Annotated in this window: 12 protein-coding genes and 1 tRNA gene; 6 read left to right on the top strand and 7 right to left on the bottom strand. The window is 41.0% G+C overall.

The genetic code is table 11. From position 1 onward, the window contains the following. Positions 1-129: 129 nt before the first annotated feature. The 7 genes from BuS5_RS02105 to BuS5_RS02075 all read right to left on the bottom strand — a co-directional run bounded on the left by BuS5_RS02105 (position 130) and on the right by BuS5_RS02075 (position 7,347). Complete coding sequence (locus BuS5_RS02105) at positions 130-2,532, bottom strand: MMPL family transporter (RefSeq protein WP_027352614.1); 2,403 nt, start codon at positions 2,530-2,532, stop codon at positions 130-132. Then, on the bottom strand, positions 2,522-3,190 hold the full coding sequence (locus BuS5_RS02100; RefSeq protein ID WP_027352615.1) for a LolA family protein: 669 nt from the start codon (positions 3,188-3,190) through the stop codon (positions 2,522-2,524). Before BuS5_RS02100 ends, BuS5_RS02105 begins: the two co-directional genes overlap by 11 nt. 19 nt (positions 3,191-3,209) lie before the next feature. Continuing rightward, entirely contained in the window at positions 3,210-4,679 is a 1,470-nt protein-coding gene (locus BuS5_RS02095) for a radical SAM/SPASM domain-containing protein (RefSeq protein ID WP_084445491.1), read from the bottom strand. Between the two features lie 9 nt (positions 4,680-4,688). Beyond that, entirely contained in the window at positions 4,689-5,981 is a 1,293-nt protein-coding gene (locus BuS5_RS02090) for a phenylacetate--CoA ligase family protein (protein ID WP_051374501.1), read from the bottom strand. Beyond that, the gene (locus BuS5_RS02085; RefSeq protein ID WP_027352617.1) at positions 5,981-6,595 is read right to left on the bottom strand and encodes a lysophospholipid acyltransferase family protein; all 615 of its coding nucleotides are present in this window, start codon (positions 6,593-6,595) and stop codon (positions 5,981-5,983) included. Before BuS5_RS02085 ends, BuS5_RS02090 begins: the two co-directional genes overlap by 1 nt. 307 nt (positions 6,596-6,902) lie before the next feature. After that, positions 6,903-6,979 (bottom strand) — tRNA-Pro (locus BuS5_RS02080). 107 nt (positions 6,980-7,086) lie between these two features. After that, complete coding sequence (locus tag BuS5_RS02075) at positions 7,087-7,347, bottom strand: hypothetical protein (RefSeq protein WP_027352618.1); 261 nt, start codon at positions 7,345-7,347, stop codon at positions 7,087-7,089. A 28-nt stretch (positions 7,348-7,375) separates the two neighbouring features. On the opposite strand from BuS5_RS02075, the gene BuS5_RS02070 reads away from it, so the two are divergent. The 6 genes from BuS5_RS02070 (at position 7,376) to nifS (ending at position 12,998) form a co-directional block, all read left to right on the top strand. Further along, complete coding sequence (locus BuS5_RS02070) at positions 7,376-7,657, top strand: BrnT family toxin (RefSeq protein ID WP_027352619.1); 282 nt, start codon at positions 7,376-7,378, stop codon at positions 7,655-7,657. Beyond that, positions 7,650-7,958: a CopG family antitoxin gene (locus BuS5_RS02065; protein ID WP_027352620.1), complete on the top strand. Its 309-nt coding sequence runs from the start codon at positions 7,650-7,652 to the stop codon at positions 7,956-7,958. Before BuS5_RS02070 ends, BuS5_RS02065 begins: the two co-directional genes overlap by 8 nt. 284 nt (positions 7,959-8,242) lie before the next feature. Further along, entirely contained in the window at positions 8,243-8,887 is a 645-nt protein-coding gene (locus tag BuS5_RS02060) for a hypothetical protein (protein ID WP_027352621.1), read from the top strand. A 78-nt stretch (positions 8,888-8,965) separates the two neighbouring features. Then, positions 8,966-10,405, top strand: coding sequence for a B12-binding domain-containing radical SAM protein (locus tag BuS5_RS02055; protein WP_027352622.1), 1,440 nt, complete (start codon positions 8,966-8,968; stop codon positions 10,403-10,405). 597 nt (positions 10,406-11,002) lie between these two features. After that, entirely contained in the window at positions 11,003-11,851 is an 849-nt protein-coding gene (gene nifU, locus BuS5_RS02050) for a Fe-S cluster assembly protein NifU (RefSeq protein WP_027352623.1), read from the top strand. After that, positions 11,829-12,998 (top strand): cysteine desulfurase NifS, encoded by a 1,170-nt coding sequence (nifS, locus tag BuS5_RS02045; protein ID WP_304412898.1) that lies wholly within the window; start codon positions 11,829-11,831, stop codon positions 12,996-12,998. The genes nifU and nifS overlap by 23 nt, the downstream gene beginning before the upstream one ends. The last annotated feature ends 3 nt before the right edge of the window (positions 12,999-13,001 follow it).

The raw sequence follows: 13,001 nt of genomic DNA, 5'->3' as shown, positions 1-13,001 counted from the left end.
CTTTGCACGCTCCTCATTCCGCAAAGTCCTCGAAATAGCTCGCTATTCCTGCGGCTTTGCTCAATATGAGCGTCCAAATCCAACCTAAATCTGAGCGCCAATTCTGTAAATTTATTTTTGAGCGAGTCCTTAACATGAGAATGAGGGCTCCTTTTTTGTTGTCCATAGCCTGAACATGGCCGGAATCACAAGGATAGAGGCCGTAAATCCGGCCAGGATACCGGTAACCAGGGTAATACCGATTGAAAAGAGCATTGGATGTTTTGCAAACACAAGTACTCCGGCGCCTATCAACGTTGTTACCGCTGAAAGCGTAACAGCAGTATAAGTGCCGGTTCTTAATTTATGATAACAGGTATAGACCATGAAAATACCGTAATCAATTGAGAGACCCACCACAACCATGCCGGCGATTACAGAGGGCGCATTCATCGGCATTTTTATTAACGGCAGCGCTCCGCAGATTGTCATAATGCTGCTTAATACCGGTATCAGCGATAGCAGCGCAAGTTTGATATTCCTTAAGAGTAGAACTGCCAGCAGGGGTATCATAACACCGGCAATAATTGCGAGATAAATAATTTCCGAGGCAATCGACCGGGAAATAATATTTGCAAACTGATTGCGGGAGACAATAAAGGTGTCCGGGAATTCATCACACACTTCTGAAAGGAGCCTGACATATTTTTCCTCATCCGGGAAAAAAGAGAGGATTTCAAACCCGTCTTTTTTATTTTTAACAAATCTATCTTTTAAAACGGAAAAAAATTCCGGTCGATCCGGAATGTTTTTTATAATCGTACCTGCCGTAATATTATCAAAAAAATTTAAAAAAGCATCTTCCCTGAAATTATATGGTTCACCATATCGGGCAATCAGTTTTTTGAGTTTTGAGGCACGGTTTTCCTTCCAGAATCTGTTCCATCGCAAAAGGTTTTCTTGCCTTGTTTTGGCAGACTGCCAAATGGAAGCAAAACTGGTGAAATTATTTTGCCCGATTTTTTCCGTGGCGATTTTATAAATACGTTCGTTTTTTTCAAGAGCGGCCTCAATAGTTTGGCCGGAAACAACAAAAACAGCCGGCTGCCGCGCACCGCCCCACACCTGATGAAAATTCTGCTCTGCCTGGAGCACTTCCGCCGCGCTTCCGTCGAATTGCTTTATGTCATTGGAAAAAATTAACCCCCGGCATGAAATCAATAAAAATATCATAAACCCGGCCCAGAAGCAGACAATCAGCGGGTCTGCAACCGGTTTTTTAAAAAATCGATTTTTATTTAAACTTGTTTTTTGGGACTTGCAGGATTTTTTTCCAAGGAAGTGTGGCAACAGGAAAAGAGCATATAAAAGACATATCAGGATGCTTATAATCGAAAACAGGGCGAGTTGCCTGTATCCTGCAACATCAGAAAAAAAGAAAGCCGCAAAAACACCCATGGTGGTCAGAGCGCCTGTTACTATCGGTTTAAAGACCTTTTTTACCGAATCAGGCCGGCCGTCTCCCGTGCGAACCGCCATATAAACGTGGATTCCATAATCAACGGCAATACCGGCAATCACGCCGCCCATTCCGATAATAAAGTATGAAAGCTTATCCAGGATCAGACAGGTAATATTGATCGCCGCGAGAACGGAGACCAATGGGATAACAAAAAGGAGAACAGCTTTTATGTCGCTGAAAAAAAAGAAAAATAATAATAAGAATACAATGGTGGAGATCGAAAGCGTTAAAAAGATGTCTTTTTTAATTACAGTCTCATTGCTGATGGTATGCATATGTCCGGCAATTATATCCGCCGTAACATAATCGGGAAGGTCATTCAGACGGGTCTTGATATAGTTTATGAGTTTTTTTGATCCAAAACCGTCGGTTAATACAACCGGTGTTTTTAAAATAACCATGGCATGGGTCCCGTCGGAACTGATAAAATGGCCGTTTTTGATGTTTATCTTATAACCGAATGAATTTGTCAGTTTTTCCAGCGAATGCAGGTATTTGTAGTTTATACCGAGGGGGTCGGAGCTGATAAATTCAGACATAAAAGATCCGGCCGGGCCGAGAAGACTGCGGTAGTTGTTGAAAAGCGCCGTTTTTACGCCCTGTGGAGAAATTTGCCGGTCAATTTTATTGAGGGCTTGTTGATTTGTAAGCTGCGGGACATACTTTAAAAAATCAAGCATGTCACCCATTATATTGTATTCTGCAATACCGGTTACCACATCTGTTACAAGAGGCGTATTTAATGAAGCGCAAAACGTGTCGACTGCTGCAATAAGATCAATCGTTGTAAATTGTGATGACTTCAGCTGAAAAGAGATGATGACCTTGTCGGAGATATCCGATTCCCGCAGAAAACGCATGCTTTTGCAGATTTCGTCATTCGCGGGCAGCATCAGTTCCACGTTGTTGTCAAACCGAATATAAACAAGGCCGGCGGCGGAGGCTATGGTCAGCAGCAGGGCGATTATTCCCACCAATTTTTTATGAGTTGCCGCTGAGTCGAAAATACCGCCAAAAAGCTTACTTAGCACGTGGTTTAACCTCCCACGCGGCATCGTCGATAGTTTCGTTTAAAAATGTATTGACAAATGTCAGTTTTGTGCGGTCGCCTGTTTTTTCGTTGATTTCTATTTTTTTAATATAACGTTCATCATCCCGGAAGGTTACCGTGACGCTGCTGATGGCGTTATAGGCATAAGTTCCATTTTTGGGAATAAAGCGGAGCGATACCGGCGCCCGGCTGAGAAGCATGATCCGGTATTCATTGGTCATGGAACCGTATGTACCTGAAAACCATTTATTCATCTGTTCAAAGACTGTTTGCAAGGCAGAATTTTTTTTAATAGAAATTTTTTGGGTTTTGTTTGTTTCTTCATCCCACTGAGCAATAGTATCACCTTTAATGACTACCTTGTATCTTAGCGGTTCAGTAACATACCAGGCTAAAAGATCCGGTTTTTTTAAGTAAACAAATCCTTTAATGACAAGCCTGTTTTTAAACAGGGCCAGATCCTTTTCCTGGACAAAGCCGGATGAGATACTATTGATCTCCGACATATTATGCTCAAGCCTTGTCAGCACCCCGCCGATTTCATCACAGACATTTTCAGGCTCTTTAGCAAAACAGGCGCCGTAACCGGCAAAAACTACAAGATAGAATATTATAAGAAGGTATGCTTTTTTTTTCATTAACAAAAACCACGTAGAGTCAGATTTTTTGCCAGATTTTTATCTCACCGTCGGCAATCACTTCATCTTCCCGGGTAATAATACCTTTTATGATGCCGAAATCACCATAGCGCGCCTGTTTGAATATTGAAATGTTCAGCCTGTCTCCAACTTTTGATTGTCCTGAGATTGTCAGCTTTTTAGCACCGAGCAGAAGACCTTCATGGGAGCAAGAAGTCATACCGGCATGCATGAAACCGTTAAACGCTGCTATACTCTGGGCCATCATTTCCAGGTAGACAGTTTCATCGATAACTCCATCCTGTCCGATAAAGGGCATATCCTCTGCGATTGTTACGGAAACCTCGGCAGTACGTTCTCCAATCATGAGGATATTATCGACCACCCTCATGGGTGGTTTTTGCGGAATAAGACCATTAATCGGGCATGGCAGACTCACAATCTCATCTCTCTTATCTATATTTTTCCAGCAGAGAGGGTCGGATGCAAGATAATCCCCGGTCATTTGAAAGGCAGCTCCCCGACATCCGTAGCATGTGTCGGCCTTTTCGCATGCGCCGCACGGACCCTTGATTGTTTGTTTATAATTTTTCAGGTTTTGCAGTACTTCACTATCTTTGATGATATCGGCCAGTCTTTTTTTTCTGATGCTGCCCACCGGAATGTTAATCCCGACACAGGGCATAACATCGCCCCTGGAAGTAACAAGGCAGGAAAATTGATGCCGCATACATCTGTTTCCCATCAGGGGCGGTTGCGGGTCCCAGACATATCCATACTCTTTCCGGTCTATTTCCGAAACCAGGTAAAATACATCTTTTAATTTTTCAGGGCGGACATTCAGCCACTCATTTGTCAGAGCATTTTCCTGGGGTGTTATGATCTCAAAGTAGGGGGCAATATCACGATCCCGCAGCCAGCGCCAAAGTTCCGGGATTTCATCGAGATTTTGCCGGCAGATGATTGTACTGACAGCCAGGAAGGTCTGTTCTGATGGATATCCGGCCTGACGGAGATTGCTTAAGGCTTTATGGATAACCTTAAATGAACCATTTTTGCCGGTTAGCAAATCCTGAAGCTTTTCATCAAAGGTATTCATTTTTAATACAACCCTGACCCGGTTTTTGTATAATTCTTTCGCAAAACCTTCAGTAATCATCGATCCGTTGGTAAACATCTCAACCTCCAGAGCATGATCCCTGATAAACCGGATAATTGTCAGAATATTCGGATGAATCGCGGGCTCTCCGCCCAGCAGAATAATTTTTTCGGCGCCCAAACCCCTGGCCTGCAGAATAACGTCCTTGATCTCATCCAGTGATAATTCGTTTTCAGGGGCTGCCTTGTCCGGCACATAACAATAAGGACATCGAAAATTGCATTTAAGAGTCACTTCTATTTCCATAGAGAGGAGCCGGCCGCTTTTGACGGCTTTTTCAATATCCTCCATTTTGAATTCAAAATTGTGGATCTGGCTGGAACAACTCATTGAATATTCTTATCTCCTGTCAATAAAACGGATGTGTTTCCTTGATCCAGGGCGGTTGATATGCTTTTCAACATTTTTTTTATCGGTAATAACTATATCAGGTTTTACACGCAGCTTTGCCCGAAGTTTTGTTGCTATTTTTTGCGCGGTATAAATTTTATCATTTACCGCTGTATGAATTACAACCTCATCCGAAAGTAAATTTTTAGAGGTAACTACTATATAATAATCTTCTATTTCATCAATTTCGTTCAGAGCTGAATAGATTGATTGAGGATAAAGGGTGGTCCCCTTTAATTTAATCATCTGTTTTTTTCGGCCGAGAATCGGACCCAGTCGGGGCGTAAATCGGCCGCATTGGCACGGCTCATCTATCAAAAAACTGATGTCACCTGTTTTATAACGAACCAGCGGCATCCCCTCCACCGAGAGTGGCGTAATAACAACCTCTCCGGCTGTGCCGGATGGCACCGGATTGCCGAGTTCATCTACTATCTCTGCAATCGCCAGGTCAGGATGCAGGTGCCCTCCTTCTTGTTGCTCACATTCACAAAAAGTAGTGACGGTTTCAGTAGAAGCATAAGTGGAAAAGAGATTTGCATTCCAGATATTTGTTAAGTCTTTTCCTGTTTTTAATAGTTTCAGATCCATATCCCGGACAGGTTCACCTATGCAAACAAGGCCGGTAATCCCGGTTTTTCGAGGATCAGCTCCTGTATTTGCAATATACATACCTAATTTTATCAAAAAGGACGGAACCCCCACAATAATAGTCGGCCGCATCAGCTTGATAATTTCAACCTGACTCTCCAGGCTGTTCTGGCCGTTTCTCACTGCTGCTGCGCCGATGCTTCGTACCCCCAGGAAATAGGCGAGTCCCGCAATAAAGCATCTGTCCAGAGTACAGGTTAAAAGTACTCTATCCTTATCAGTTATACCGCACCCTGCCAAAGATTTTTCTTCATTATACGCCAGCCGGTCAAGATCCGCACCTGTGTACATCATTTTCAAAGGAAGACCGGTTGTCCCGGAGGTCATAACTATATCAACTATTTTATCACAGGCAACAGCCAGAAAATCTTCATTGCACCGGCTGATATCCGATTTTACCGTAAAAGGAAGCTCATGTAACCTGTTTAAGGAAAAATTGTCAAAATCAAATTTTTTAAATTTTTTTCTGTAATGTGGAGAATGCTTTTTACAGTAAACAAGATGCCGCCGCAAAATCTTTTCCTGCAGTTTTTTTATAACACCAGATGAAGAGAATCCTATGTCATGATATCCGAATAATTCATCAGTCATTATTTCTCTACACTGATCATCTCTCCGGCAAGAATATTCCGGACGAGATTTTTAAATTTAAAAGGTGTTAAATCTTTGTAATCTTCCCATTTTAAAGCTTTTAGCTTACGAATACGGATTCTGCCCGGCCTTAGCAAAAGGGAGCCTTTTAATGGTATCATTTCGTTCCCTGTAATGCAAACAGGAACTATAGGGCATCTGGTTTGAAGGGCTATGCGGAACATGGCCCCGTGAAACTGGCCCATATTTTTACCGCCGGACCTGGTACCTTCAGGAAAGGCAGCAATGGAAACCCCCTGATCCAAGAGCGTTGAAACCCTGGATGAGAATTCTTCAAAGGCCATCTCGTTAACGCTCAGGTACCCGGACCATTTAGCAAATATTCCCAAAATCGGTATACGAAACGGCCACTTGTTAACCACCTGCACCAATTCAAACGGAAGCAGGGACATTAGAAAAGGGTCCGAGGTTGACCTGTGATTACAAATATAAATACACGGAACAATACTTTTATCCTGATCAAGATCTTCGTATATTATGCGTACAAACGGGAATGGCAACACTTTGATTACAATGATTCCGTACCATTTTATCGCCCGGCGGAACCGTTCCATTGTGCTGCGGTGGGATAAAAACAAGGCCTGTATTGCAACTATTATGACAAAAAACGGAATGCAGATAAAGGTACACAAGAGGAATAATATGTAAAATTGAGTGTTTAACAGGAGAAGCGTTATAGAATTTGTCATAACCGGATATAGGCTTTATCGGTTGACGGAGTATGAAAATACGCCTTTTTCATTCTCTGATGCTCAAAATCATTATCTTAAAACCTATAGATTTTCACATAATTAATTCCACAGTTTCACATATTTTTTAAAACCGTATTTTTATACAAACAGCCATAAAAATCTATAAATTTGGTCGGGACGACTGGATTTGAACCAGCGACCCCAGCGTCCCGAACGCTGTGCTCTACCAGGCTGAGCCACGTCCCGACTAAAAGCTTTTTTTATGCTTAATCATACAGGTTGTCAACCAAAATCAACAGCCTACAGCAATTCTAATTTTGGAAGTAACTGCCATAGGCAGCATTATTAAAAATTTATTTTTCAACGGGTTTAAGAAAGATAAAATTTTTTTTGTGGGTATGGTAAGTTTCTGGTTTGCGCTGAGAACTACTTTTTGGACCTTTGGCCGATACGCAGCGTATTTGCCAAAATTTTTGCATATACCGAGCCATCCCTAAAGATTCAGGGTCATCATAAGTTGAGATAAATACTTCTTTCCATGACCAAAGTTGTGTGCAAAATGATATCATCTGTTTTTTTAGTTTCAGCCCCCAATCCATAATTTTCGTTGACATTAGGCACACATTCTATTAGGTTTAATTTATGGACTATTATAGATGGAATAAAGAAAAAAATGAACAGCTTAAAATAGAACGTGGTGTGAGTTTTGAGCAAATAACCATGCATATTGAGCGAGGTGATGTGCTTGATATTGTAGCTCATCCCAATCAAGAAAAATATCCTAACCAACAATTACTTTTGGTTGAAATTAATGATTATGCTTATCTTGTTCCATTTGTGGAAAATGAAAATGGTAAGTTTCTAAAAACAATAATTCCAAGTCGTAAAGCCACTCGTGTTTATTTAGGAGGCAAGAATGGATAAAATTAAACTCGATAAAGACGAACAAGAGATTCTCGAATCCTTTGAGCGAGGTGAGTGGAAGTCGGTGCAAAATGTTAAAGAAGAAATAGTGAAGCATCAGCAGTATGCACACAAAACCTTAAAAAAGGATAAAAGAGTTAATATCAGAATGTCGTCAAAAATTCTGGAGGAAATCCAAGCTCTTGCTGTAGAAAAAGGGATTCCATATCAAACACTTATGTATAGCGTTTTGTACCGTTATGTTTCCGGCTATCTTATAGAAAAACCAAGGCCGAACAAATCATTTGAGCCTGACACCTAATATCCCGCGGTTTTGTAAGTTATTGCTTTTAACTTATATCTTTCGGTATTGATCGTTTCTGATTCTTACTCGGCGCAGCTCAATTCAGCGATTTTTGTTTCATGCAATGTTGGTGCAGATAATACCGGCATTTAAGGGTATGCTTAACAAATTGATCCAGGGTATTGAGATAAACATTGGCGAAAAACTGACTGTTCAGGTTGCCGATGGGTCCACTTTAGTTTGACGAAAATGGCAAAAAAATCAAATCGATCAGCCCCATTCTTGATGGATCATGCGATAGTTTGGATAATTTTTTTGAACTGCTCAAGGAATACCTCTCATGGATAAACCTCGAGGAGGCCTCGGAAATTATTTTTTGCGCTGATGGCGGAAAAGGTATTTGGCCAAGAATTGATACGCTTATCAGCGAACTGGATCTGAGTAACGCAAAGCGGATTTTGGACTATACACACGCAAAACAGAATATCAACATTGTAAAAAAGATTATATCTGATGCCTTGAAATTAACAGAGAGGGAAAAGCAAAAGCTCTCCACACAGGTTCGAGAACTGCTATGGAATGGCGATATAAAAGGGATTGTCGATCTTATTAGGGAAAAATTGCCCAAAAAAAGAAACGCTCCAAAGGCTGCCTTGAAGAAATTGAATGACTATTTTGGTGATCATTCTAAATTTCAATATAAAACATTCCGTGATAACGACTTGCCCACCGGCAGCGGTACTGTCGAAAGTGTCATTCGCCGGGTCATCAATCTCCGCATCAAGGGAACGGGACTGTTTCGGAAGCGGGAAAATGCTGAGAATGTAATCTTACTACGTTCATTAGTCCTGACAGGTAAGCTGAAAAATGCCTGTCGTAACGGATTGGGAATAGAGAGAAATATGTTTGATAACAACACGATCAAAGACTTGCCGCTGGCTGCTTAATCGGCGTCATTTTTTTGTATTGCACCCTTCTAACATTTATTTTAATTTCGGGTTTTTAAAAAAAGGTGATATTACTTAATGAATCTTAAAATTTTATTAGTCAGACCATATCCTTATATGCCGACGTCCAAATGGCTGCAGACAATGCTGCTCCTTGAGCCCTACGCTCAGGAGTTGATTGCCGGTGCGGTGCAGGAGCCTCATGATGTGAAAATTTGCGATCTGGCGGTACATAAAAAGCCTGTTGCTGCATTTAAAAAGGCACTTCAGGAATATCAGCCTGATTTTATAGGTTTTGGAGGTTTTTCCGGTCAGTTTCGTACTAATAAAGAACTTGCGGCAATTGCCAAAAAAATTCTGCCGGAAGCAGTAGTCTGTATCGGGGGAATACATTCATCAAGTATTCCTCTTGACTGCAAGTATCCTGAGCTTTTTGATTTGGTTGTACGTGGAGATGGAGTTTCCGCAATCAAGGTAATCATTGCGGCTATGGAAAGGGGAGAAAAGCTGCCCGAATCTCAGTGGATTCTGCAGCCTGCTTCGGAAAATTTCGATGAACTTGCCAAAAAACCACCACCCGCACTTCATCCGGATGGCATAAACACGAAACCTCGTCGTGATTTGATAGATGTATCTAAATATTATTGTCTTTGCTATGGAGAACCGGGCAGGAAAACAAAAACGCTCTTCCCGGAAATTGCCTGTGTCAGAACCAGCGTGGGATGTCCAAATCGCTGCAGTTTTTGTGTCGTGCACTTTCTGGCAAGCGGCAAGTATTTGCAGAGAAAAGTCGAGGATGTCGTCGACGAAATCGAGTCTTTGCCTCAGGAATATATTTATTTTGTTGATGACGAGACTTTTATTAACACAAAAAGAATGTCTAAAATAGCGGAAATGCTTATCGCAAGGGGGATAAAGAAAAAATATCTATCGTGGGCAAGAAGTGATACCATATGTAATCATCCCGAACTTTTTAAACTCTGGAAAAAAGCCGGACTTGAGTTCGTTTATATCGGCTTTGAATCGCTTAAAGAGGAAACTCTAAATGCCTACAATAAAAATGCCACACCTTCACAAAACAGAGAGGCAAGAGAGATACTTAGAGATTTGAATCTTAACATTCATGCAGCGCTTATGATCAATCCCGATTTTGAAGAAGAAGACTTTATCACTGTTCAGAAAACGATAAAGGAAATGGCTCCTGCGGAATTCGCATTTACAATTTTTTCACCACCACCCGGAACAAATGACTTCCATGATTCTCAGGACAATTTCATCTGTGAAGACCCCTGTCTCTATTATGACTGTCTGCATACGATCCTTCCGACGAAACTACCGTTAAGACGTTTTTATCGCTATTTTGCAATTCTGTATGCAATGGGCGCCGCATATGTACCTTCAAGGATAAACAAAGTTAAAGTGCCATTCAGGGATTTGTACAAATTTATTTGGAAAGGTATTAAATTTGGTTGGCACTTAAAGCGGCTTTATCGCGATTACGATAAAAAATATTGGTAAAAACAGCCAAAATCAGCCCCAAAAAATATGGGTCTTTATCCCTGTTGTTTTCTTTTCAACTTAATACTTGATGGTCTATTCAAAAGTCATTACTCCGGTGAAAACCGGAGTCCAGATGGTTTGCAATTATTTGAAAAGACTGGATTCCGGCTTTCGCCGGGGTGATTATTTTGCAAAAGGTTGTATGTCATGATTCTTAAATATGTCGGCCATGCTATAAAAATTATCTGTGTTGATTTTATTCTTTAATGATTATATATAATCAAACTCGGCAGTTAGTATTAGAGAATTAAATAAATTATATAATTAATGCCTGAACGGAAACCCTATTAATCAAAATAAAACAAGGCGTTATTGTTTGTTTATTTAAATGAAGTTTTAGGTGTTAAAAGAAAAATAGAACATTTTTAGAGCTAATACCTAACGCCTTAAAGCTAATCGCTTTAGATCTTCGTTTAGAAAAAAAGCTGGAAATAGTTATTTTATCAAAATGATAGATAGTTTTCGTTCAGGCACTAATTATACTAAAAATAACAGTCGGGCGGAATTGTTCAAAGTTCATATTGTGATATCGGAAGTTTGTAAAAGGAGTGAAGCATGTGGGAATATACTGATAAAGTAAAAGATCATTTTCTGAATCCCCGTAATGTAGGTGTTATTGAAGATGCTGACGGGATAGGTGAAGTAGGCTCACTCTCCTGCGGGGATGCCTTGAAACTCACCTTTAAGGTAGGTGAAAATGAAAAAATTATAGATGCAAAATTTCAAACATTCGGATGCGCCAGTGCCATAGCATCTTCTTCGGCTTTGACTGAAATAATCAGAGGCCTTACCGTAGATGATGCTGCGAAGGTTACCAATGACTACATTGCAAAGTATCTTGGTGATTTGCCAAAAGAAAAAATGCATTGCTCCGTAATGGGGCGTGATGCGCTTGAAAAAGCGATTGCGCATTACCGGGGTATTCCATACCAGAAGCCCGAAGGGGAAATCGTTTGCGAATGCTTTGGGGTTACGGACCTTGAAATTAATCGGGCAATTACCGAGAACAGCTTAACATCAGTTGAAGATGTAACTGATTTTGTAAAGGCCGGGGGAGGATGCGGAAACTGCGTGGAGAAGATTCAAGAAATAATCGATACTATGCAGGGTAAGGAGCGATCTGAAAAGAAAAAGCCGCAAAAAATGACGAATATACAAAAAATTAAGCTGATAGAAGAGATACTCGAGCAGGAGATCAAGCCTGTACTTAAAAAAGACGGTGGAAATATTGAGCTGATAGATCTGGATGAAAATACAATATATGTAAAACTTCGCGGAGCCTGTGCGAATTGCATGACATCCCAGGTTACAATTAAAAATTTTATTGAAAACAAAATCAAAGAACTTGTATCTCCGGAACTTAATGTTAAAGAGGTTAAACGTGAAACAACTCATATATGTTGATAACAATGCAACAACAAAGGTCGATGGAGAGGTGCTGGACGCAATGCTTCCTTACTTTTCCGATTATTATGGAAATCCTTCCAGCATGCACTCATTCGGTGGAGAAACGGGTTATAAAATAGCAGAGGCAAGGGCAAATGTAGCGGCGCTGATAAATGCTTCACCGGATGAAATTATCTTTACCAGTTGCGGAACCGAGAGTGATAATACAGCCATTAAGGCAGCATTACGTACCCATCCTGGGAAAAAACACATAATTACGACCAGGGTTGAGCATCCGGCGATTAAAAGTCTTTGCGAGGATCTATCGAGGAACGGGCATCGTATCACTTATGTTCCTGTTGATAACGAGGGATTGCTTGATATCGATTATCTCTATGATCATATAACCGACGATACTGCTATTGTCAGTGTAATGTGGGCGAATAATGAAACCGGAGTTATATTTCCCATAGAGGAGATAGCCGGGGAGTTGTCTGAAAGAGGCATAGTCTTTCATACAGACGCGGTGCAGGCTGCAGGAAAAATCCCCATAGATGTTCAAAAAATTCAGATAGATATGCTTTCCATGTCAGGCCATAAAATTCATGCTCCGAAAGGGATAGGAGTTATTTATATTAGAAAAGGGACAAGGTTTTCTCCTTTTTTGATTGGCGGGCACCAGGAAACCGGCAGGCGCGGGGGCACTGAGAATGTAGCAACAATAATCGGGATGGGCAAGGCATGCGAACTGGCTATGGAGAATTTTGAAAATGAAAAAATAAAAATCAAGAGATTACGGGACATGCTTGAGTCTGAAATCCTAAAGACCGTACCGTCTTCCATGATAAACGGAAACAGGGAAAACCGCCTGCCGACCACTACCAACATCAGTTTTGAATTTGTTGAAGGTGAGGCCATACTGTTGATGTTGAATGAGCATGGTATATGCGCTTCTTCCGGTTCGGCCTGCACAACAGGTTCCCTTGAACCGTCTCATGTATTACGCGCAATGGGAGTCCCGTATACTGCGGCTCATGGTTCAATCCGCTTCAGTCTCAGCAAATATAATACTGAAAAAGAAATAAAATACATTATCGAAAAGGTACCACCTATTATCAAACGTCTTAGAGAGTTATCCCCGTTCTGGAATGAATCAATCAAATAAGTC

This window comes from Desulfosarcina sp. BuS5, from assembly GCF_028752835.1.
Classification (GTDB): domain Bacteria; phylum Desulfobacterota; class Desulfobacteria; order Desulfobacterales; family BuS5; genus BuS5.
This window is presented reverse-complemented; position numbering and strand designations above follow the sequence as displayed.